Below are 22443 nucleotides of genomic sequence, written 5' to 3' on the forward strand. Positions count from 1 at the left end.
CGCGACGACGGTGGATCGGGCTACGCCGCGCGGACCTCGATCTCACCCGGCTGCGAGGCATCCGCCCCAAAAATCAGCAGACGGTTGGCGATCTTCTCGCTGAAGAACCTGTCGTGGCTGACGACCACCACAGCACCCGGGAAGTGAATGAGCGCGCGCTCCATCACCTGGGTGCTGGACATGTCCAGGTGGTTCGTCGGCTCATCCAGCAGGAGAACGGATGCACCGGAGAGTAGGCACTGCGCCATCGCAACGCGAGCTCGCTGCCCGCCCGACAGGTTGCCGATCTTCTGCTTGAGGTCGGCCTCGGAGAACTGGAACATGGTCAGGAAGCGGTTGACGGATTTCTTCGTGGCGGTGAGCGCGAGACTCCCCTGCATGGCATTGACCGCGTGGCTGACGGTGTCGTCCAGGTCGAGCTCGTCGAGCACCGTGTTGTACGAGATCACCTGCGTGCCGCTGGCCCAGGCGGCTTCCCCGTGGTCGGCCTTCTCCTCGCCGGTGAGCACGCGCAGCAGGGTGCTCTTGCCGCTGCCGTTGGAACCAAGCACAACGATGCGGTTGCCGCGACGGATCTCGAAGGTCAGGTCGTCGAAGAGCAGCTTGTCGCCGTAGGACTTGCTGAGGCCCTCGACCCGGCACAGCACGTCCTTGACGTGCAGGCCACCGTAGATCTCGGTGATGATCTGGTCGACCGGGCGCGGGGTACGCGACTTCTTGATGCCGGCGAGTTGACTGCCGAGCTTGCCGCTCGCCGCCTTGGCCGCCTCACGCCGGTCGGAAATGCCTTCTGCCTCGAACGCGAGAAGCTCCGACTCGTGCACGTACTGGGCTTCGAGCGTCTTCAAGCGGAACTGCTTCTGCACGATGTACTCGCCGAAGTTGCCGGGGTACTCGTGCAGGTGGAAGTTCTCCACCTCGATGATGCGCGTCACGACGGAATCGAGGAACTTGCGATCGTGCGACACGATCATCGCCGCGCCGCGGAAGTCGCGGAACCACGACTCGAGCCACTCGACACCGGCGACGTCGAGGTAGTTGGTCGGCTCGTCCAGCAGCAGCACATCGGGGTTTTCGAGCAGGATCTTGGCGAGCGCCGCACGGTTGCGCCACCCACCGGACAGCGCGTCGATCGGGGTCACCCGGTGCACGTCGTTGAACCCGAGGGTCGTGAGCGCCTTGTCGATGCGGCGACCGTAGTCCCAGCCATCCAGTCGGTCCATGTCTTCAAACAGCTCGGACTGGCGGGTAATCAACGCATCGAGATCGCCGGAGGTGTCGGCCGCGATCGCCGCGTCGATGGACGCGAGCTCCGCCTCGATCGCCTTGATCTCGCCGAACAGCTCGTCGAGGACTTCGAGAATGGTGGATGTCCCGTTGAGCTCCGAGAACTGGGAGAAGTACCCGATCTTCATGCCGGGCTCGAGGGTGACGGTGCCGGAGTCTGGCGTGACCTGATCGAGCACGAGCTTGAGGATCGTGGATTTTCCCGACCCGTTCTTTCCGATCAGACCCACCCGGTCACGCGGTTCGAGGCGGAAAAACGCCTCGCGCAGAACCTGCGTCTTCTCGAAGTAGACACTGACGTCGTGCAGCCTGATCAGGCTCATTGCGGTCCTCTCGCGCGGGTACCGTGCGGGCCACCCGGTCAGCGATCAGACTACTTGACGCTCCAGTAGTAGACCTTTGCGCCCGGGTGCTGGGTGGTGATCGCCCAGTCGACGCTGCGGAACTGCACGTGGTCAGTGTGGGCAACGTAGTAGAGGTTGACGTGGCCGTCGGCGTCCACGGTCTTCTTCGAGATGATCGCGGTGTGGTCGCGGTCGCCGGACTTGTCCCAGTCGAACTGCACCACGTCGCCGATCTTCACGCTCGCGCGTTGTGCATCGGTCAGGGCCGTCGCCCGGGCCGGACGTGCCGCGATGAAGTTCTTCAGCGCCGTCGAGGACACCCAGGCGGTCCCGACATCCCACCCGCCGTGGTTGAACCAGTTGGCAGTGTCAGTCCACCCGCGGGCACGCAGCACCTGACTGGCGAAGTTCACGCAGTCGTTCGCAGAGATGTAGACGTACTTCTTGGTGCCGTGGGCGTTCCAGTTGTCGAACGCGTAGTTCATCTCGCGGTCGACGGCGGTGAGCACCTTGTAGGTGAAGGCCACCTTGGTCGTGACCGGCTTTGCGACGCCACGCTGTGCCACCGAGACGAAGACCTTCGCGGGCTGAAAGAATTTCGCCGGCCCCAGCAATAGCGTGATAGTCATGGAATTGACGATGCGGATCTCGGTGGGCACGACCTTGCCGAAGCTGATGGCCCGCACGGAGCCGAGGTTGGTTCCGGTCAGCGTGATACGCCGGGTGCCTGCTGTCGACCCGGTCGTGATTGACAGCTTCTTCACGATTGGTGCGGGGACCGCTGCGGCGGTCGTGCTCGCCTGCACCGAGGCACCCGTAGTCCCCGGCGCGGCCATCGCCGTGGTCGGAACGAGAACGGTGCCCGCGAGAGCCACGGCGAAGGCGATCGCTCCGAGGCGGAGGGGGCGGTGGACAGCGCGGCGAAGAGTCATGGTGCCCACGAACCTACCCGGTTGCGAGCGTTAACTCCCGCCAATGGGGCGATCGGTGAGCTCCGCGTCCTCGGATGTCGCCGAGGTGGCAAGCAGCGCCAGGAGGCCCGCCGTTTCCGACCCCTTCTCGGCGTGATAGATCACCAGGATCTGCCCGTCGGTGAGCCGCAGCTTCTCCCGGCGCAGCGTGAGGTCGCCGACCGCGGGGTGCCGGATGAGGGTCGCGGCACCCTCCAGCATCTGCACGTCGTGCCGTGCCCAGATCTCGCGGAAGTCCTCGCTCTCCAGCGACAGCTCCCCCACCAACTGAATGAAGCCCGGGTCCTTCGTGTCGGTTCCGACCGATGCCCGGAATCCCGCGACGACTCCCGCCATCGCGGTCTCCAGGTCGGGATACAGGGCCTGCTCGTCGGGGTCGAGAAACACGGCGCGGATGCGGTTCTTGCCCACCCGCAGGTTCGGCGAGATCGCCACGGCGAGCGCGTTCGAGGCCAGCACGTCGAAGTATCGCCCCTCCACGAACGCCGGCAGGTCGAGGGTTTCCAGCAGCTGCAGAATTCCGTCCGGCACGACCTCGTGACGCGCGGAAGGCTGCGCCCGGGGCGTGCGCGGAGCGGCAAGCGAGACGAGGTAGGCGGCGGCCGGGGCATCCAACTGTAAAACGCGCGCGAGCGCCTCCAGCACCTGCAGCGACGGGTTGCGGTCGCGTCCCTGCTCGAGGCGCAGGTAGTAGTCGGAACTAATGCCCGCGAGCATCGCCACTTCTTCGCGGCGCAGGCCGGCCACGCGGCGCAGTCCCCCGACGCGGATTCCGACGTCTTCGGGCTGCACCCGTTCGCGGCGGGCCTTGAGGTAGTCGCCGAGGTCGTTGAGATCGTCCATGCCTGAACGATAACCCCGCGACGCACCGGAGTGGCTGTCCCCGCTACTCACAGGAAGGCGGCTCAGAGAACCAGGTATCCCCAGTGCACTTCCCACGACTGGCCGAGCTCGAGGCGCTCGATGACGGCGCGCTGCAGCGACGTCTCGCGGGGCAGCGAGGGAACGAGGTCGAGGTCGCGCGTACGGAACACGAAGTAGAGCGCGTCGGTGTGGCCGACGGAGAAGTGGCCGATGGGAGTGAAGCGGCGGATGAACGCACCGATGTTGCTCGTCGGGGTCGTGCGCTCGAGCAGGAACGGGTCGAGCATCCACGAGTCGCAGGTGACCACGCGCACGGGTCGTTCCGGGAAGTGCTCGGGGAAGAATCGCTTCGCTTCGGCGAGGCTCGCGTCGACGACGGCCGGCGTGAGCGGTCCGGACTCAGGGATGTGGACGGCGAGCACCCAGTCACCGGCGGCGAACACATCGGGCACCGACAGCGTCGCCCGCTGGAGTGCGAACTGCAGCCGTCCGAGGGCGAAGATGCGCACCGTGAAGTGGTGCAGCAGCCAGCGCCAGGTCTGCAGGCTGAACTCGCCGGTGACCCTGCGGCTGATCGCGACGTGGCGGCCAACGTCGGCGAGCGTGTCGCGCATCACCCGCTCGGGGATGTCATTCTCGCGATGCCACGCGACGACGGTGGGCGTGAGCAGGAGGTAGGCAGTCAGCCACACCAGCTCCTCCTGCGTGGTCTCCCGCACGGGAATCTCGTTGAAGCTGCCGAAGCTGCGCTGGATGCTGGCGATGGCCTCCAGCACTGCCGGGTCGTCCGATCGCTCTGCCAGGAGCGTGCGGCAGCCGTCGCGGTCAGCCGCGTCGATGCCCAGGATGTCGAGGACATCCTCCGTGCTCATTGTGTCCAGACTCGTCATGGTGTCCTTCGATTACGCCGGGATCATCGGCTGGAGATTCCGCCAAGCATTCCGCTGATGAAACGGCGCTGCAGGAAGAAGTACAGGATAACGATGGGCGCCGCGATGATGATGCCCGCGGACGCGAGCAACGAGTAGTCCGTCGCGTGCTGGCCCTGGAAGAACGCGAGTCCGAGGGGCGCGGTGCGCAGCTCGTCCCTGCTGACCATGACGAGCGGAATGAGGAACTCGTTCCACGTCCACATCGAGACGAGCAGGCACATGGTCATGATCGACGGCGTCGACGGAGGAACCACGATTCCCCACAACGTGCGCATGTCACTGGCGCCATCCAGGCGGGCTGCCTCGATGACCTCGCCGGGGAACGACATGAACTGGTTGCGCATCCAGAAGATGCCAAAGGCGAGCGACTGCGCAATCTGCGGCAGGATCAGCGCCCAGTAGGTGTCGGTGATGTGCGCCGACCGAAGGTTGTAGTACAGCGGAATGATGAAGGCCTCTGCGGGAAGCAACAGCCCCGCGAGGATCACGAAGAACACGATGTTCGATCCGAAGAACTTGAGCCGGGCGAAGGCGAATCCGGCGAGCACACTCAGCACCGTGGTGACGATGACCACGGAGACCGTCACGAGAAAACTGGAGAACAGGTAGTTCGCGAAGTGCCCACGGTTCCATGCCTCGACAAAATTGCCCAGGTCAATGGTGTTCGGAATGTGGAATCCACCGCTTCCCCCGGAGGGCGTGATGGCGGTGATGATGACACCGAGCAGTGGGATGAGCGCGATGGCCGCGAACAGACCAAGCACCACGTAGCTGACGAGCTTCTCGCCGATCGAGATCTTCATTCTGTTTCTTTCGGTTGCAGCCGACCGATGAGGGCCGTGATGATCAGGATCCCGAGGGTCAGCACGACGGCAACACTCGCCGCCGATCCAACCTGTCCGGAGTTGAACGCCCTGCTGTATGCCTCGTAAGCCGGCACCGAGGTGCTGTTGCCGGGACCGCCTCGGGTGGTGATGTACACGAGGTCGAAGGTCTTGAGCGACGACACGACGGTGAGAGTCAGCGCCACCACGATCTGGCCGCGCAGGGCGGGGAACGTGATGCCGAAGAACTCCTGGAAGCTGCTCGCACCATCGAGGCGCGCCGCCTCGAAGAGCTCGGGCTGCACATTGCCGACGCCGCTGAGGAACAGAACGAGGCAGAGGCCCACGTTCAGCCAGGTGCCGACGAAGCCCACCGAGACGAGCGCGGTGTTGAAGTCACCGAGCCAGACGCGGGTGACCGAGTCGAGGCCGACCGCGCGCAACGCGGTATTGAGCAGACCGTTCGGTGAGTAGATGGAGAGCCAGGTGGTGGCAACCACCACCGAGGCGATGACCTGCGGGAGGAAGAGCACCGTGCGGAAGAACGACATTCCCCGCAGCGAGTGAGCCCGGGAGATGACCATGGTCAGCAACAGGGCGATCGCGATCGGGATGAACGAGTAGAAGACCACGAGAACGCCCACGTGCAGGAACGAATCACGCAACTGCTCGTCTTGCACGATGTCGAGGTAGTTCTGGAATCCCACCCAGGTGGCAGCGCTCAGCCCATTCCAGTCGTAGAGCGAGTACCACGCCGTTTGCAGGGTGGGAACGATCAGGAAGGTGAGGGAGAAAGCGAGCGCTGGGACGACGTAGAGGAACGCCTTCCACGATTCGAGACGACGCCGACGGGTGCGGCTCTTGACCGCACCCGTCTTGCGTGTCTCACTCGATCGAACCCGAGTGGTGACTGTCATTCGAAGAATGCCGCCTTACTTACTTGCTTGCCAGGAAGGCCGAGTAGTCCTTCTGGAGGATTTCCGTGAACGCCTTCGGGGTGACCTGGTCATCCGTCAGCTGCTGCACGGCGGCCGTGAGGGTGTCGTAGAACGTCGGCGTCGCGTAGTCGAGGTACGGAACCAATCCACCCGACTCCGTCACCGTCTTGTAGGTGTTGAAGACATCCGACTCGAGTCCCGCTGCGGGCGTGAAGTCCGCAGGGATGACCGACGGCAGGCTCTTCTCATCGATGAACGTCTGCGCGGACGCGGCGTCGTTGATGTAGTCGAGGTATGCAGCGGCGACGTCGGGGTTCTTCGTTCCCGTGGTGACTGCCCAGGCAAGGCCCTCTCCACCGGTAGTGACCGGGGTGTCCGAGCCTTCGGGGTTGAGCGTGGTGAAGCCGGCGTCGGCACCGAGTGCCTCGGAGATCGCCGCCTGCTTCCACGTTCCGACGATGTAGAAGGCCGACTTGCCGGCGGTGAAGTCGGCGAGAGCGTCATCGCGGGAGACGCCGTTGGCGCCCTTGGCGATGTAACCCTTGTCAGACCATCCCTGGATGGTCTCCGCAGCCTTGACCGACACGTCGTCGGTCCAGGCGCCCGAAGCGCCCGTCACGAGGGAGTTGACGGTGTCTGCACCGGCGAGAGCCGCCTGCACCACACCAAAGAGGTGGATTCCGGGGCTCTTCTCGATGTCGCCGTAGGACATGGGCTGGATGCCCGCGGTCTTTGCCTTTGCCATGTCGGCGTCGAAGTCGGCGAGGGAGGTCGGCGCCTCAACACCGAGCTGCGACAGGATCTTCTTGTTGTAGTAGATGCCCACAACTTCACCGGTCTGCGAGACACCGTAGAGGTTATCGCCCTGCCAGGTCGAGCCATCCGCGCTGAAAGAGTTGATCTTCAGCAGCGATTCCGGGTAGTAGCTGCTCCACTTGTAGAGCTCGTCGTACGCGTTGAGCGGGCGGATGAGGCCGGCCTCGACGAACGCGCCCATGTCGGGGTATCCCTGGTTGGCCTGGATGACGTCCGGGGGGTTGTCGCCGGAGAGAGCAAGCTTCAGCGTCGTCTTCAGATCGGCGAACGACTGGGTCACCCGGTTGATCTTCACGTTCGGGTACTTCTTCGAGAAGCCCGCGTTCAGCGCTTCCTGCGCCTCGTTGATTCCGGGGTCGGTGTTCTGGTCCCAGACCGTCAGTGTGACGTTGCCTGCACCCGCGACGTCATCGGAGACGGGTCCGGCGGAGGCCGTCGGGGAGGTGCTTCCGCCCGGCGCGCACGCGCTCAACGAGAGCGCTACGGCGACGGTCACCGCGAGGGTGCCCGTCCAAGTCTTGATCTTCCTGCTCATGCTGACTCCTTTGTGGTGCGGGAAAGTTCTGTGTGTCATAAAAGCTATGGTTCGTATGTTTCAGACGAGTTACCGTTTGATTGCAAGCTGAAGTAATTCATGAATCGGGCATCTTCGTTCGATTTATGCATCTAGTGTGGAGCCATGACCAGTACCACCCTCTTTCGGGACCTCGACTACGCACCGGGTTCGGTCGGCGACATCTTCCGCCTGATCCGTGCCGGTGAGGCAACATCGCGATCGGCGCTCGCCCGGTTGTCGGGACTTGCTCCGTCCACCGTGTCGTTGCGCGTGGACGCCCTCGTGCGTCTCGGTCTCGTGTCAGAGGGCGGCGACGAGCAGTCGCGCGGCGGACGCCGGGCACGCTCCCTCGAAATCGGTGCCTCCTCGGGATACGTGGGCGCCATGGACGTCGGCGCCAACCACGTGCAGGTGGCCCTCGCCGATCTCGCCGGGAACCTGATCGTGGTCGAGGACCTCCCCGTTGCCATTGATGAGGGACCGGATGCCGCGGTCGAAACTCTCTGGCAGGGACTCACCTCCCTCATCGAGCGCAACGACCTGGATGCCGACCTGCTTCTCGGTGTGGCCATCGGATTGCCCGCGCCCATCGAGTACCCGAGCGGACGGGTCATCCTGCCGTCCTTTATGCCCAGCTGGCACAACGCCGACCTGCCCACCCTGTTCGCCGCGCACACCGACATCCCCGTTCTCGTGGAGAACGACGCAAACCTCATCGCGCTGGCCGAACGCTCCGAGGACCACCCGGAACTCGACCAGCTGCTCGCGATCAAGCTCGGAACCCGCATCGGCTGCGGCATCGTCTCGGCCGGACGCCTGCACCGCGGTGTCGGGGGAGCCGCCGGAGAGATCAGCCACACGGCGGTCATCGGCGAATCCACGATCCCCTGCGTGTGCGGAACAGCCAACTGCCTCGAATCCGTCGCCAGTGGTGGCGCCATCGTGGCACGCCTGCGCCTGCTCGGGTACGACGTGCGCACCGCCAGCGAGGTAGTGGAGCTGGGCAGGAACGGGGATGCCCGTGTGCTCGACATCCTCCGCAGCGCGGGCACGTCGATCGGCGGCGTGCTGTCCTCGATCGTCAACTTCTTCAATCCCCGTGATGTCGTACTGGGAGGTGCGATGTCTGCGTCTGCTCCCCTCGTTGCGGCCATCCGGGCGGAACTCTTCCAGCGCTGCCTCCCTCTCGTTGCCAATGACCTCGAGGTTCGCGCGGCACGACGTCCGGGAGACGCCGGTGTGCGGGGTGCATCTCAGCTCATCCTCGAAGAGGTGCTCGCGCCCGCCCGAATCGAGAGACGTGCGCGCGACCTCGACGATGCGACGACGAGACAGAGCGCCTGACGGCGCACTGCCTGACTGCCATCCGCCCCTCACCACCGGCCAAGAGAACTGCGAGCTTTTTGTGACCCACCCGCACCAGCCAGAGCGACTGCCCGTTGCGCTGGCGATCGACATCGGCGGCACCACCCTCAAGGGCGCCGCCGTTGATCGGGATGGCCGGGTCGTGACCGAGAGCACTGTCGGGACGTTTGCGGTGGGCGACAACGCGTTCGCCGGGGTTCGCGCGCTTCTCCGGTTGCTCCACACGGAAGCGGAAGACCTCGGACACGCCCCCGCCGGCATCGGAATCGCCTCACCGGGTCTCGTGGACGCGGCCACCGGCACCATCGTCTTTGCCGCGAACCTCGGGTGGAATACGCTGCCGCTGAAGAGCCTGCTCGAGCAGGAGTTCGGCGTCCCCGTGCACGTCGAGCACGACGCCCGCGCCGGCGCCATCGCGGAACGCGCCGCCCATGCCGACGATCACGCAGCATTCCGCGACTTCATCTTCATCCCCATCGGCACGGGTGTCTCGGCCGCGGTCGTCACCTCCGGCATGCTGGTCGTCGGCGCGACTGGCGCGGCAGGCGAATTTGGCCACATGCCGGTGATTCCCGGCGGCGAACTGTGTACCTGTGGACAGCACGGCTGCATCGAGGTGTATGCCTCGGCGAGCAACATCCTCGCCCGGTACGGAAAGCTGGGCGGAACCAGCGCAACCTCGACGCCCGATATCGCGGCCTCCATCGCGACGGATCCCATCGCCGCGCGGGTGTGGGCGGACGCGGTCGACGCCCTCGCGATCGGCATCGTGTCGCTGTCGGCGGTGCTCGATCCCTCCGCCGTGGTCGTGGGTGGCGGGCTGTCCCGCGCCGGGGACCTCCTGCTCGATCCCCTGCGGAGCCTCGTCGGGCGACGTCTCACCTGGCGCACCGTGCCCCGCATCCTGCAGTCCGCCCTGGACTCCGAGGCAGGGCTGGTGGGCGCCGCGGTGCTCGGGTGGAGCGGTACACCCCTCGACAATGACTTCGCCCTGAGCCTTCACCGCGAGCTGATCGGTTCGGACTCCCGTGCCGACCGGGCGATCGGAGTCATCGGTGGCTAGCCGCAACCGCGCCCTCCTGGTCTGGATCGCCGGAGTACTCGCCTACGTCATCTCCATCACCAACCGCACCTCGCTCTCCGCGGTGGGCACCGATGCCGCTGCGCGGTTCCATGCGGATGCCTCGACGCTCGCGCTGTTCGCAGTGCTCCAGCTCCTCGTCTACGGCGCCCTGCAGATCCCCGTGGGGCTGCTGCTCGACCGGTGGGGCTCCCGCAAGGTCATGGCCGTCGGTCTCGTCGTCATGGCTGCCGGCCAGCTGTTGATGGCGTTCACGCTCGACGTCAATCTCGCTATCGGGGCCCGCGTGCTGCTCGGCGCGGGAGACGCCGCGATCTTCCCGGCGATCCTCCGGGTGATCGGCGCCTGGTTCACCCCGCGCAGAACCCCGATCATCACCCAGATCACCGGGTTGCTCGGGCAATTCGGGCAGATCATCAGCGTCATCCCGCTCGCCGCCCTGCTGCATGCGACCACGTGGCCGACCGCGTTCGCCTCACTCAGTGCGCTCGGCGTGCTCGCCGCCATCCTCGCGTTTGCCGTCATCCGCAATGCTCCTGCGGTCACCGGGGCCATCACGGTCGTGACGGCAAGACACGACCTTCGCCGCGGGTTCACCGAGGCCTGGAGGCATCCCGGCACCCGCCTCGCCTTCTGGTCGCACTTCTCAACACCGTTCGCCGGCACCGCGTTCGCGATTCTCTGGGGCTATCCGTTCCTCATGCAGGGCGAGGGGCTGTCCGCCGCCGCTGCCTCGACCATCTTCACGCTGTACGTCGTGTTCGGCGCGATCGCCGGTCCCATCATCGGCACCCTCTCGGCCCGCCATCCGCTGCGTCGTTCATGGCTCGTGCTGCTCGTCGTCGGAGGGCAGGCGGCGGCGTGGTTGCTCGTCATCCTGTGGCCGGGACGGGCACCGTTCGCCGTGCTCGTGCTACTGGGGCTCGCGCTCTGCGCAGGCGGCCCTGGGTCGATGATCGCCTTCGACTTCACCCGAGCGCATAACCCGGCGAGTCGCCTCGGCACCGCCACGGGAATCGTGAACGGCGGCGGTTTTCTTGCCGGTGTCATCGCGATCTTCCTCATCGGTCTGGCGATGGACCTGCAGGGAGCGGGAACCCCCGCGACCTACACGCTGGACGCGTTCAAGCTCGCGTTCCTGGTGCAGTTCCCCATCTGGGCGATCGGCATCATCGGCCTGCTGCGCGAGCGCGGCCGCACCCGTGCCCACATGAAGACCCTCGGTGTTCATGTTCCCCGAATCCGCGACGTTCTCTCCGAACGTCGACAGACCACTGTCCGCTAACCACCCAGTGATGGAAAGACACACCATGACAACCTCCCCGCTCAAGATCGGCCTCATCGGCGCCGGTGGCATCAGCAATTCCCATCTCCCCCACCTCCTGGCCCTCGGGGCAGAGGTGTACGTCTACTCCGAAGAAGGCGCGCCCGATCTCGTTGCGCGCTACGGCGGCACCGTCGTCGACACGCTCGAAGAGCTGCTCGACCTCGTCGACTACGTCGATGTTGCCACCCCGACCTTCACCCACTTCGGGCTCGTCAAGCGCGCCCTGGAAGCGGGCAAGGACGTCATCTCCGAGAAGCCGCTTGCCCGCACGGACGCGGAGGCGTCGGAGCTCGTCGCCCTCGCGGCATCCACTGGTCGCAGCCTGTACCCCGCACACGTCGTGCGGTTCTTCCCCGAGTACGTGCGCCTGTACGAGGCAGTGAAATCCGGCGTGCTCGGCGACCTCGCGGTGCTGCGCTTCTCGCGGTCGGGTGCGTTCCCGACCCGCACGCCGTGGTTCGCCGATCGCGCGCTGTCCGGCGGCATCATCATGGACCAGATGATCCACGACATCGACATCGCCCGCTGGGTCGCCGGTGAGGTCACGCGGGTCTCCGCCATCTCCACCCGGGCCGGAACTCCCGAGGCTCCCGTCGAGGCCGCCCACGTGCTGCTGACCCACGCCTCCGGCGCGATCAGCCACATCGCCGGGCTCTGGGGTCCGGCGCACGTCGTGTTCACCACCGAGTACTCGGTGACCGGCACGCTCGGCAGCCTCGAGCACTCCTCCGCCGCGGAGAAGAACTACGTCGCCAACCTCGCGGCGACGACCGCGCAGGGCGGGCTGCTGCCCGATGTCGACCCGGCCGAGAATCCCTACTTCGTCGAAATCCGCGAGTTCACCGCTGCCTTCGCCGGTGGACCGGCGCCACGGGTGACCGATCGCGATGGCGCGGAAGCCGTTCGCCTCGCCAACGCGGCGTTGACCTCCCTCGAAACCGGCCAGCCGGTCGACCTGACCGAGACGGGAAAGTGAATCCGATGAAGGTAGCCATCATGTCCTTCGCCCACACGCATGCGGGCGGCTACGTCGAGCTTCTGCTCGCGGACCCCACGGTGACCCTGCTGGCATCCGACCCCGGAACCCACCCCGAGGGGGAGCTGCGCGGCCGCGCCTTCGCGGACGCCCTCGGCGTCGGGTACGTCGACAGCTACGAGGAGCTCCTGGCCTGGAAGCCGGACGCGGTGATCGTCACCAGCGAGAATGCCCACCACCGCGAACACGTCGAGCTCGCCGCCGCTGCCGGCGCGCACGTGCTGTGCGAGAAGCCGCTTGCGACCACGCTCGAGGACGGCAAGGCCATGCTCGCGGCGACGGAGGCCGCCGGCGTGATGCTGATGGTCGCGTTCCCCGTGCGGTTCGCGAGCACGTTCCTCAAGCTCAAGGCCGACTACGACAACGGGCTGCTCGGCCAGGTCATCACCGTGCGCGGCAGCAACAACGGCAAGCTTCCGGTCGCACGGTCATGGTTCACCGACCCGGCGCTGTCCGGCGGCGGAGCGCTCGTCGACCACGTCGTGCACATCGCGGACCTGCTTGAGGGCCTCATGGGTGCCGCACCCGTCTCCGTGACGGCGATCACCAACCAGAAGCTGCACGCCGACCGCGCACAGGCCGAGACCGCGGGCCTCGTCACGATCACCTACGACAACGGCGTAATCGCCGCGATCGATTGTTCGTGGAGCCGCCCCGAGAGCGCGCCCACCTGGGGAGGGGTGAAGATGACCGTCGCCGGCACCAACGGCACCGTCGATCTCGACTTCTTCGGCCCCCGCGCCCGCGGCCTAGACACGGCGTCCGGTCGTCCCATCGAGCTGCCCTACGGTCCGAACTTCGACGCGTCGTTGGTCGGCACCTTCCTCGATGGCGTGCGCAGTGGCATCCCGCCGCAGCCCGATGGAGCCGTCGGGCTTCGCACCCTGCGGATCGTCCTGGCCGCCCAGGAGTCGGCGTCCACCGGCGGCACCGTCACGATCGTGGAGGACTGATCATGCAGGTCATCATCCTGAAGTCGGCGGAGGAGATCGGCGACTACGCGGCGGACATCATCCTGCGCGACGTCGCACGCGGATCCCTCAACGTGCTCGGTGTCGCGACGGGATCCTCCCCCCTTCCCGTGTACGCGGCCCTCGAGCGCCGCTGGGTTCCCGCGCTGTCGGGCCTGTCGGCGTTCGCGCTCGACGAGTACGTCGGCCTGCCCTACGAGCACCCCGAGAGCTACCACGCAGTTATCCACCGCGAGGTCACCGAACGCCTGCGCCTCGACCCGGCGAACGTCCACGTGCCCGATGGCAACGCGGCCGATCTCGAGCAGGCTGCGCTCGACTACGAAAAGCAGATCACCGCGGCGGGAGGCGTCGACCTGCAGATCCTGGGGATCGGTGGCTCCGGCCACATCGGCTTCAACGAGCCGACGTCGTCGCTGGCATCGCGCACCCGCATCAAGACGCTGACCCCCGCGACCCGCGAGGACAACGCCCGCTTCTTCCCGAGCATCGACGACGTGCCCATGCACTGCATGACGCAGGGGCTCGGCACGATCCTCGACGCCCGCAAGGTTGTGCTCGTGGCGCAGGGCACGCAGAAGGCGAACGCCATCGCGCGTTCGGTCGAGGGCCCGGTCAGCAGCATGTGCCCCGGCTCGGCGCTGCAGCTGCACCCCGATGCGATCCTGCTCCTCGACGAGGAGGCGGCCTCCGAGCTCACCCTGCGCGAGTACTACGACTTCGTGGCGGCCAACCGTCCGGACTGGCAGCGCTAACCACGAATTAATGCGGGAGGGTGGATGCCCCGGGGCGCGGGTAACCGCGGCGCCGAGGCATCCACCCCCTGCTGTTTAACGGCGCCGGGCCTCCGGGGCCAGCTCGGTCGCGCCGTAGCTGTTGTCATCCGGGTTGAGCGTGACGCCGGGAGCGACGAGCTCGTCGATGCGGTCGAGGATCTCGGTGGACAGCGTGACATCGGCGGCGGTGAGCTGCGACTCCAGTTGCTCCATCGTGCGCGGACCGATGATTGCCGAGGTCACGCCCGGGTGATTGATCACGAACGCGATGGCGAGCTCGATCATGGTGATTCCGGCCTCGTCCGCCACCTGGGCGAGCGCGTCGACGATCTCGAGCTTCTGCTGGTTGGCGACCGTCGACATGTCGAACCGCGCGTTCGGGCGCGCGCCCGAGACGGGGACGGGCGGGGTGTCTTTGCGCCACTTGCCCGAGAGCCAGCCGCCAGCGAGCGGACTGTAGGTGAGGGTTCCCATGCCGTAGCGCTGGGTCGTGGGCAGCACGTCCTGCTCGATCCCGCGCACCAGGATCGAGTATGGCGGCTGTTCGGTGACGAACCGCGAGAGGTTGCGGTCACGGGAGACGACCTGCGCCTCGACGATCTGACTGCCGGCGTACGACGATGATCCGATGTAGCGAACCTTGCCCTGATGCACGAGGTCGGTGAGCGCGCCGAGGGTCTCCTCGACATCCATCGTGTCGCTCGGACGATGCACCTGGTACAGGTCGATGTAGTCGGTGCCCAGGCGGCGCAGTGAGTTTTCGACCTCCTGCATGATCCACCGGCGCGAGCCGCCGCCGTGGTTTGGCTGGTCGTCCATCGGCATGAAGAACTTGGTGGCGAGCACGACACCGTCGCGGCGGCCCTTGAGCGCCCTGCCAACGATTTCTTCGGACCCGCCGCCCGAATACACGTCGGCCGTGTCGACGAAGTTGATGCCGGCATCCAGTGCGTGATGGATGACCCGGACCGAGTCATCCACGTCCTTATTGCCCCACTCGCCGAACATCATGGTGCCGAGCGCAAGCGGGCTGACCTTCACGCCCGTGCGTCCCAAGAGGCGGTAATCCATCTGTTGCTTCCTTCTGTCATTCGTCCCCGCGCGCGGACCGGACGGGTCGTGCGCGGTCGATGTGCGGAACCCGGATCGGTCCGCCGTCGTTATCAACGGTAGGTCCGCGTGGGCCCGGGAAACAGTGCCTGTCAGGGCACCCCTCGCCGCGACATCCACTCGCCCACCGCCCGTGCGTGTCCCTCGCACTCACAGGAACACCGGGGCACTCGCTAGATTCCGGCGGCGAGCGCAGAGTGGAGTCACGCAACGAAAGGATTCACATGACTTCCCCCACACTTCCCGGCGGCACCTTCACCCTCGCCGATGACCTGACCGTCACCCGCATGGGCTACGGCGCCATGCAGCTGGCAGGTCCCAACGTTTTCGGCCCGCCCGCTGACCACGACGGAGCGCTCGACGTGCTGCGCGCCGTGATCAATGCCGGCATCACCCACATCGATACCGCCGACTTTTACGGCCCGTTCGTCACGAACCAGCTGATCAAGGAGGCGCTGCACCCGTACCCGTCCGACCTGCGCATCGTGACCAAGGTCGGTTCCGTTCGGGACGACGCTGGCGCCTGGGTGCACAACGTCGAGGCCACCTCGCTGCGCGAGCAGGTGCTCGGCAACATCACCCACCTCGGCGTGGATGCCCTTGACCTCGTCAACCTGCGGGTCGGCGGATTCGACAGTCCCATTCCCGGGTCCATCGGCGAACCGTTTGCGGTGCTCGCCGGCCTGCAGAAGGAGGGACTCATCCGCCACCTCGGAATCAGCACCGCCAACGCCGAGCAGATCGCCGAGGCCCAGGCGATTGCCCCGATCGTGTCCGTGCAGAACTTCTACAACATTGCCAACAGGGCGGATGACTCGCTCATCGAGTCCCTCGCCGCGCAGGGCATCGCGTACGTGCCCTACTTTCCACTCGGTGGCTTCTCCCCACTGCAGTCCACGACTCTCGGAGCCGTCGCGTCCCGACTGAACGCGACCCCGATGGCCGTGGCCCTCGCGTGGTTGCTGCAGCACTCACCCAACATCCTGCTGATCCCGGGTACTTCGTCGGCCGCGCACCTGCGCGACAACATCGCCGGTGCAAGCCTCGAGCTTTCCGCCGAGATCGTGGCCGAGCTCGACGCGATCGCGACCGAGTCGACGCCCGCCGCCGTCTGACCGCCCACCTCCCGCCGGAGCTGAACTTTCCCACCCGGCGGGAGGACGCTCGGGGCTCGGGGTTCTAGGCTCGACGCATGACGACCGCCCGTCACCCGGCCCCCGCACACGGGAGCATTGCGGATGCCTCGAGCCCAGCCGTCTCGCTGCGGGACGTAGCCGCCTACTACCGCCGCCACTCCACCACGCCTTCCCGCCGCTGGTCGGCGACGACGCTGATCGTTCTCGTCTACCTCGTGGCACAGGTCATCTTTATCCGCGTGATTCTTCCCGCCTCTGGCCTAGACGCGGCGACCCAACGCCAGGTGTTCGCGTGGTTCTGCGTGGCAACTGCCCTGTACACGGGATTTCTCGGATGGCTCATCTGGCGCAATATCGCCAGGCAGGTGCGGGTTGACCGTCTCGCGTCCGCCAGCGGACTCCTCTATTCCGAGCGCGAAGCCGTGTCTCGCTTCGCTGGCACCGTGCTCCAGCGGCCCGGGCGCCAGTTCGCCACCGACGTTGTCACCACTGACGTCGGCTCCGACCTGGATTTCGCCGCGGCTACATTCGCGCTGAGCGCCGGGCTCACTCCCCGCCGCGCCGGATTTGTCCAGATTCGGCTGGAACGTACAACGCCGCACATCGTTCTGGAGAACCGCCGGTCGCGGGTACTCCGCTCAAGCGGATCGCGATTCCGTCACAACCAACGCCTGAGTCTCGAGGGCGACTTCGACCGGCACTTCACCCTGTATTGCCCCGAAGGATACGAGCGTGACGCGCTGTACATCTTCACGCCCGACCTCATGGCCCTGATGATCGACGTTGCTGCCGACTGCGAGATCGAACTCGTCGACGGCTCCCTGATCCTGTACGTCGGTCACCCGTGGCGCCTCTGGAAACCGCGCCGGTTCGCCGCGATGCTCACGCTCACGGATGCGCTCGGCGCCAAGGCCACCCGCCAGACCCGGCGCTACAGCGACGACAGGGCGCTTCCCGGAGCCCAGCTCGCTGAAGAAGGTCGCCGCCTGCGCGTGCGGCTCACTGCCGGCAGCATCCTCTCGATCGCCGCTCCCCTCGCCCTCGGCATCTACGGCGTCATCTCCTTGTTCTACCGATAACAACGATCTCGGTTTACTTCTCATCCCATCCACGCTAAACAGAACTTTGTGTTAGACATCCGCAAGCTCAACATGCTGTCCGAACTCGACCGTCTCGGGACAATCGCCGCCGTCGCCCGATCGCTGAACCTCACAGCACCTGGAATCTCGATGCAGCTGGCCACCCTCGAGCGCGAAATCGGCGTCAAGCTCACCGAAAAGCAGGGGCGCCGCGTGGTGGTCACCCCCGCCGGCCACGTTCTTGCCCGACACGGCAGCAGCATCGTCGACATGCTCTCCGTCGCCGAGATGGAAGCAGCCACGCTTCGCGAGGGGGCCGTCGGCACCTATCGGGTGGGAGCATTCCCCACCGCTGCCCGGGCAATTATCCCCGCCGCCTGGAAAGCCATCACCGCGTCCGACACCGCCGGAATCGAACTGCGGCTGATCGAACTCGAGCCCAGCAATTGCATTCCGGCGCTCGTCGCGGGCGAGATCGAGCTGGCCGTCGCGCACTCGTACTCCAACATGCCGCCGATCGGGGGTGCCGGCCTTGTGGTGGAGCAGATCGCCACGGAGACGGTCCGGCTCGCGGTCAACGAAACAGACTGGTCCCGCACCTCCGGCACCGTCGTCAATCTCTCCGATTTTGCCGAGCACAACTGGATCGTCCCCAGCCGCGAGTGGACCTGTTTCGACATGGTTCACCGCGCCACCGACCTCGCGGGCTTCGAACCACGCACCGTCGCGGAGGCCACCAACTATCGGGTCCAGCTCGAACTCGTCGCCGCAGGGATGGGCGTCGCCCTGATTCCGCAGCTCGGCACCATCGACCTTCCCGCCGGCGTTGCCCTGTTCGATCTCGCGGTACCGATCTACCGCAACATCATGCTGGTGTCGCGTCGCGCATCGGAATCCGACGCCGGACTCCGCATCATCTCGAACGCCATCGCCACGGCAGCAGCGGCAGCGCTACCCAGGCCCGAGAGGACTGCATGACCCGTTAGCCCAGGCTTCCGTCCGACAAGGCGCTCGCTTCCCGCACTGCCCACTCGTCAAACGACCCGGCCGGCCGGCCGAGCACGTCCTGCACTCCGTCGCTGAGGTAGGAATCATTTCCCGAGCGGATGCCCCGGAGCATGGCCATCCGCCACTCGACGTATCCCTCCGGTGTGCCCGCCGCGCGAAGGCGATCCGCGTGCCTCTCAGGCTCCTCGTCAACGAACGAAACGTTCGCTCCCGACCGGGCACTGAGCACCCGCGCAGCCTCGGCAAAAGTGATCGCGGCCGGACCCGAGATCTCGACCGTCCGGTTCATCCACTCATCGACCGTCAGGAGGCGCGCAGCAACCTGGGCAATGTCCTCGACATCAATGAACGGCTCGGCACCGTCCGCCACCGGAGCGGCGATAACACCGCCGACCGGAACGAACATTGCCTCGGTGAAGTTCTGGGCGAAGTGGGTCGGCCGCAGAATCACCCACGGCACAGCTCCCGCCGTGAGGGCACGCTCGGCGCGGGCGACGGCGCCATCGGGAAGGAACTCGACGCCCCGGGCCGACAGGAAAACGACCTTCGAGACACCCGCCGCCGACGCGATCTGCAGCAGCAGCGTCAGCGATGCCGACCAGTCCTTTGCGGAGCCCGGCCCGACGATGAAGATGCCGTCGATTCCGCGGACCGCAGGTTCGTACGTGGACTCATCTCGCCAGTCGAAGACAACGTCGCCCGCCGTCCTGCTCGCCACGCGCGCGGTGTGCCCACCGGCCCGAAGCTGCCGAACAGTGCGGCTTCCGACCTTGCCGGTGCCTCCAAGAATCAAGAACGTGCTCACGAGTGCAACCTTTCGGAGATAGGGGTGGGGGATGCGGGAGTGGGCCGCCGTCGAAGCCGCCCGATCAACCGATCACCCTGACTGATGAACACGACACCCGCGATGATCACGGCGCCGCCCAGTAATTCGCTGGGCACGGGAATCTCTCCGAGCCACAGGAACGAGATGAGTACCGCGACGGCAGGCACGAGATAGAGCAGAGAGGTGGATGCCACGACCGGAAGTCTCGCGACGGCATAGCCCCACAACACGAAACCGAGGGCGGACGGCAGCAACCCCAGATAGATTCCCGCGACCCATGCCTCGGGACCGGACGACACAATCTCGGTCCAGCCGGACGGGACCACCGGCAGAGTCATGATCGTCCCGGCGACCATTGCGTAGGTCGCGACTTCGATGGCGCTGTACGTGCGCAGCAGCAGGCGCGACAGTGGGTGGTACACGCCCTGCACCACCATGGCCGCGACGATGATCCAGACCGCGCCGCTCAGGCTGATACCGGCGCGGGCAAGGCAGACAAGAAGCACGCCGGCGATGGCAACCAGACTGCCGAGGATGCGGATGACACTGAGTCGTTCTTTGAACGCGATGGCGGCGATTCCCACCGACACGAGCGGCGCTGCCGCGACGATGATGCTGGATGTCCCGGCCGGAACGTACAGCTCGCCCGAGTTGAGCAGCAACTGGTACGCGGTCATCCCGAAGAAGCCGCATGCCACGACCAGGGCGAGGTCACGGCGCGCCGGGAACCGCACCCCGAGGAACGGCGCCGCAAACACCAGTACCGCCGACGCAACGACCAGCCGCACAAACGACAGTCCGATGACGCCCATGTCAGGCGCGGCCACGCTGATCGCGGGAAAGGCGCTCGCCCAGAGGACGACGACGCCGAGTCCCGCGGCCAGCACCCGTGAAGAAGTCATGCTCGAAGCTTGCGGCGTCGAACAGCTCACGTCTATTTAGTTTTTATTGCGTGCAACCACAGTCGGTGTTTGCCTTTCCCCGCGCGATCGCTAGCGCTCCGCATCCGGCGAGCTTCGTCAGGCGTTGATCAGACCGGAGAGGGTCTGCTCGAGGGATCGGTCGGCCGGGGCATCCGCTGGCCATTCAGTGGGGCGAACCGTTCCCCGCACCGTGACCCTCGCCGTCGGTATGCCTGCCGCATGCCAGACCTCGATGATGTCCGCGCGATCGTCGACGGCCAGGCGAACGCTGAAGCGCTTCCGGATGGTGCGTTCGATCTCCCGCTTGATCTCGGCATCGGGGCGAAAGTCGCCCTTTCTCCGCATGAACAGCTCGTCGAACTCGATGCCGTTGTCCGCAAGCCACAGGGTGGTCAGGAACGACCACTTGTCTTCCCGCGCCGTGACGATCAGGATCGTGAACCCGGCCGCGGCCGCGCGTCGCAATGCCTGAACGACGGCCGCGTTCGGCGGGCAGTCGATCGAGTCGGCGTGGAACTTGTGGAAGTTCTTCGTGAACCGCGTCTCCCCCACGGGCGCAACGACGTGGTGCAGAACGCTCCGCACGTCACACAGGGTGCCGTCGACGTCGAAGATCACAGCGTTCGGGCGCATCGTCTCTCCTGCTTTCGTGGCGTGGGCGGAGAACGACCCTAGTCGGATTTCGGACCCCACATCGCCAGAGACAACCGCCGTACAGGACGGACTGTCACAATAGGGAGTGCACAAGGGGGAACCAGTGACAGCTCTACAGGCCGAGACACGGCGCGACGCGATTGCTTCGTACCGGGTGATCGACGCTCCGCAGCAGGAGGATCTCCAGGGCCTTGTTGAATTGGCTGCGACCCTCAGCGGTGTCAGCACCGCGGTGATCAACATCATCGACGATGAGAAGCAGTACCAAATCGCCGCGACCGGCGTTAACGCCGAAATTTGCGCCATCGAGGATTCCATGTGTGCGGTGGCTCTTCGCTCGCCCGGTCTTCTTGTCGTTCCCGATGCCTCGCAGGACCCTCGATTCGCCAGTAACCCCTTCGTCACCGGTGTCATCGGAAACGTGCGGTTTTACGCGTCGAGCCCGCTGATCACGCCCGCAGGTATCCCCATCGGAACCATCTGCATCTTCGACACCCACGTGCGTGACCTGACCGACGAGCTCCGGCACGGCCTGGACCTCATCGCCCATCAGATCGTTGACGTGCTCGAGCTGCGCCGCACCAGCCGTGAGCTCGAGGAGTCCAACCACCAGCTCGAGCGATTCGCCGGCCAGATCAGCCACGACCTGCGTAACCCGCTGACGGCTGTCGCAGGATTCATCGAGATCGCCGCCGACAGCCCTGAAGTTGTTGCGGCACCGGATGTCGCTGACGCCCTTGCTCGCGCAGACGCCGCCGCAACCCGTATGGACACCATGATCGGTGACCTCCTCAGCTTCGCCCGCATCGGCGGCGCACACCCCCGCCGCCAGGCGTTGGTGCTCGCCGACATCATTGACACGGTGACCGACGACCTCACCCCGGGACTCACGTTAACCGGGGCGACCGTGACCGTTGACGCCGACATCCAGCTCACCGGCGATCCCACACTTCTGCGGGCGCTGTTCCAGAACCTCATCGCCAACGCGGTGAAGTTCGGCCATGCTGCCGGAGTGACGCCCCAGGTCGACATTCACGCCGTCCCGCTGGACGCAACCTGGCGCATCACGGTCGATGACAACGGCCCGGGGGTACCCGTCGCCCAGCGCGAGCGGGTCTTCGGCCTGATGGAGCGCGGCGACGAAGAGGACGCCCCGGGCCTGGGCATCGGCCCCTCGACCTGCCGCCGCATCGTCGAGGCACACGGCGGCACCATCGGCATCGGCGACTCACCCCTCGGTGGTGCCGAAGTCTGGATCATCCTCCCCCGCTCCGAGTAGCCGCCCGGTTCCGGGCACTCAGACGAGCTCTCGTCCACCCCATTCCTTCCCCAGCGGATGCCACGGTCGTCGCGGGCAACTACGTGGTGCTGGCCCTGCCCGACGCAGCCCCACGTGCACGTGCAGGCCATGGACTCCGCAGACATCTCGATCGCGCGGGGACTCCCGCTGCAGTTCCGCAGCTATCGCGAGTGGCCCGCCGGCGCGAGGCATCCACTCATCAAAGAATCAGGCATCCCAGGCGAGGGATCCGTCGTCGAACCGATGTGACCGCTCATCGCTTTGCCTCACGGCGTCACACCGCGACGCACGAATTGTTGTTGGCACAATAATGGACACC

22 protein-coding genes are annotated in these 22443 nt (G+C 66.0%); 11 read left to right on the top strand and 11 right to left on the bottom strand.

Annotation, left to right across the window (positions count from 1 at the left end):
- Nucleotides 1-20: 20 nt before the first annotated feature.
- The 7 genes from HB677_RS03375 to HB677_RS03405 form a co-directional block, all read right to left on the bottom strand.
- Nucleotides 21-1610 carry an ABC-F family ATP-binding cassette domain-containing protein gene (locus HB677_RS03375; protein WP_213814263.1) on the bottom strand — a complete coding sequence of 530 codons (1590 nt, stop codon included), beginning with the start codon at nucleotides 1608-1610 and terminating at the stop codon, nucleotides 21-23.
- Between the two features lie 50 nt (nucleotides 1611-1660).
- Nucleotides 1661-2563 (bottom strand): amidase domain-containing protein, encoded by a 903-nt coding sequence (locus HB677_RS03380; protein ID WP_213814264.1) that lies wholly within the window; start codon nucleotides 2561-2563, stop codon nucleotides 1661-1663.
- Between the two features lie 30 nt (nucleotides 2564-2593).
- Complete coding sequence (locus HB677_RS03385) at nucleotides 2594-3445, bottom strand: helix-turn-helix domain-containing protein (RefSeq protein WP_213814265.1); 852 nt, start codon at nucleotides 3443-3445, stop codon at nucleotides 2594-2596.
- Between the two features lie 62 nt (nucleotides 3446-3507).
- The gene (locus tag HB677_RS03390) at nucleotides 3508-4338 is read right to left on the bottom strand and encodes an acyltransferase domain-containing protein (protein WP_213814266.1); all 831 of its coding nucleotides are present in this window, start codon (nucleotides 4336-4338) and stop codon (nucleotides 3508-3510) included.
- 41 nt (nucleotides 4339-4379) lie between these two features.
- Nucleotides 4380-5201 carry a carbohydrate ABC transporter permease gene (locus HB677_RS03395; protein ID WP_213814267.1) on the bottom strand — a complete coding sequence of 274 codons (822 nt, stop codon included), beginning with the start codon at nucleotides 5199-5201 and terminating at the stop codon, nucleotides 4380-4382.
- Nucleotides 5198-6139, bottom strand: a complete 942-nt coding sequence (locus tag HB677_RS03400) for a carbohydrate ABC transporter permease (RefSeq protein ID WP_213814268.1) — start codon at nucleotides 6137-6139, stop codon at nucleotides 5198-5200. Before HB677_RS03400 ends, HB677_RS03395 begins: the two co-directional genes overlap by 4 nt.
- A 19-nt stretch (nucleotides 6140-6158) precedes the next feature.
- Nucleotides 6159-7511, bottom strand: coding sequence for an ABC transporter substrate-binding protein (locus HB677_RS03405; RefSeq protein WP_213814269.1), 1353 nt, complete (start codon nucleotides 7509-7511; stop codon nucleotides 6159-6161).
- 144 nt (nucleotides 7512-7655) lie between these two features.
- Between HB677_RS03405 and HB677_RS03410 the strand changes: the two genes are divergently transcribed.
- The 6 genes from HB677_RS03410 (at nucleotide 7656) to nagB (ending at nucleotide 14067) form a co-directional block, all read left to right on the top strand.
- Nucleotides 7656-8876 (top strand): ROK family transcriptional regulator, encoded by a 1221-nt coding sequence (locus tag HB677_RS03410; RefSeq protein WP_213814270.1) that lies wholly within the window; start codon nucleotides 7656-7658, stop codon nucleotides 8874-8876.
- A gap of 61 nt (nucleotides 8877-8937) precedes the next feature.
- Nucleotides 8938-9960 (top strand): ROK family protein, encoded by a 1023-nt coding sequence (locus tag HB677_RS03415; protein WP_213814271.1) that lies wholly within the window; start codon nucleotides 8938-8940, stop codon nucleotides 9958-9960.
- Entirely contained in the window at nucleotides 9953-11263 is a 1311-nt protein-coding gene (locus HB677_RS03420) for an MFS transporter (protein WP_307852465.1), read from the top strand. The genes HB677_RS03415 and HB677_RS03420 overlap by 8 nt, the downstream gene beginning before the upstream one ends.
- A 25-nt stretch (nucleotides 11264-11288) precedes the next feature.
- Complete coding sequence (locus HB677_RS03425) at nucleotides 11289-12281, top strand: Gfo/Idh/MocA family protein (protein ID WP_213814272.1); 993 nt, start codon at nucleotides 11289-11291, stop codon at nucleotides 12279-12281.
- 5 nt (nucleotides 12282-12286) lie between these two features.
- Nucleotides 12287-13294: a Gfo/Idh/MocA family protein gene (locus HB677_RS03430; RefSeq protein ID WP_213814273.1), complete on the top strand. Its 1008-nt coding sequence runs from the start codon at nucleotides 12287-12289 to the stop codon at nucleotides 13292-13294.
- Between the two features lie 2 nt (nucleotides 13295-13296).
- Nucleotides 13297-14067, top strand: coding sequence for a glucosamine-6-phosphate deaminase (gene nagB, locus HB677_RS03435; RefSeq protein ID WP_213814274.1), 771 nt, complete (start codon nucleotides 13297-13299; stop codon nucleotides 14065-14067).
- Nucleotides 14068-14142: 75 nt separating this feature from the next.
- On the opposite strand, the gene HB677_RS03440 is transcribed toward nagB, so the two are convergent.
- Nucleotides 14143-15159, bottom strand: a complete 1017-nt coding sequence (locus HB677_RS03440; RefSeq protein WP_213814275.1) for an aldo/keto reductase — start codon at nucleotides 15157-15159, stop codon at nucleotides 14143-14145.
- Nucleotides 15160-15422: 263 nt separating this feature from the next.
- Between HB677_RS03440 and HB677_RS03445 the strand changes: the two genes are divergently transcribed.
- The 3 genes from HB677_RS03445 (at nucleotide 15423) to HB677_RS03455 (ending at nucleotide 18391) form a co-directional block, all read left to right on the top strand.
- Nucleotides 15423-16313, top strand: coding sequence for an oxidoreductase (locus tag HB677_RS03445; RefSeq protein ID WP_213814276.1), 891 nt, complete (start codon nucleotides 15423-15425; stop codon nucleotides 16311-16313).
- A 77-nt stretch (nucleotides 16314-16390) separates the two neighbouring features.
- Nucleotides 16391-17413, top strand: a complete 1023-nt coding sequence (locus tag HB677_RS03450; protein WP_213814277.1) for a hypothetical protein — start codon at nucleotides 16391-16393, stop codon at nucleotides 17411-17413.
- 48 nt (nucleotides 17414-17461) lie between these two features.
- Nucleotides 17462-18391 (top strand): LysR family transcriptional regulator, encoded by a 930-nt coding sequence (locus HB677_RS03455; RefSeq protein ID WP_213814278.1) that lies wholly within the window; start codon nucleotides 17462-17464, stop codon nucleotides 18389-18391.
- Nucleotides 18392-18395: 4 nt separating this feature from the next.
- Here HB677_RS03455 and HB677_RS03460 read toward each other — a convergent pair whose 3' ends face one another.
- The 3 genes from HB677_RS03460 to HB677_RS03470 form a co-directional block, all read right to left on the bottom strand.
- Complete coding sequence (locus HB677_RS03460; RefSeq protein ID WP_213814279.1) at nucleotides 18396-19226, bottom strand: NAD(P)H-binding protein; 831 nt, start codon at nucleotides 19224-19226, stop codon at nucleotides 18396-18398.
- Nucleotides 19223-20149 (bottom strand): DMT family transporter, encoded by a 927-nt coding sequence (locus tag HB677_RS03465; protein WP_213814280.1) that lies wholly within the window; start codon nucleotides 20147-20149, stop codon nucleotides 19223-19225. Before HB677_RS03465 ends, HB677_RS03460 begins: the two co-directional genes overlap by 4 nt.
- A 117-nt stretch (nucleotides 20150-20266) precedes the next feature.
- On the bottom strand, nucleotides 20267-20863 hold the full coding sequence (locus HB677_RS03470; protein WP_307852466.1) for an HAD family acid phosphatase: 597 nt from the start codon (nucleotides 20861-20863) through the stop codon (nucleotides 20267-20269).
- A 64-nt stretch (nucleotides 20864-20927) separates the two neighbouring features.
- Here HB677_RS03470 and HB677_RS03475 point away from each other — a divergent pair, with 64 nt between their 5' ends.
- Nucleotides 20928-22103, top strand: a complete 1176-nt coding sequence (locus HB677_RS03475) for an ATP-binding protein (RefSeq protein ID WP_213814282.1) — start codon at nucleotides 20928-20930, stop codon at nucleotides 22101-22103.
- Between the two features lie 129 nt (nucleotides 22104-22232).
- A complete protein-coding gene (locus HB677_RS03480) occupies nucleotides 22233-22373 on the top strand; it encodes a hypothetical protein (protein WP_213814283.1) in 141 nt (46 codons plus the stop codon).
- Nucleotides 22374-22443: the final 70 nt, after the last annotated feature.

Source organism: Glaciihabitans sp. dw_435 (genome assembly GCF_018449675.1).
Classification (GTDB): domain Bacteria; phylum Actinomycetota; class Actinomycetes; order Actinomycetales; family Microbacteriaceae; genus Glaciihabitans.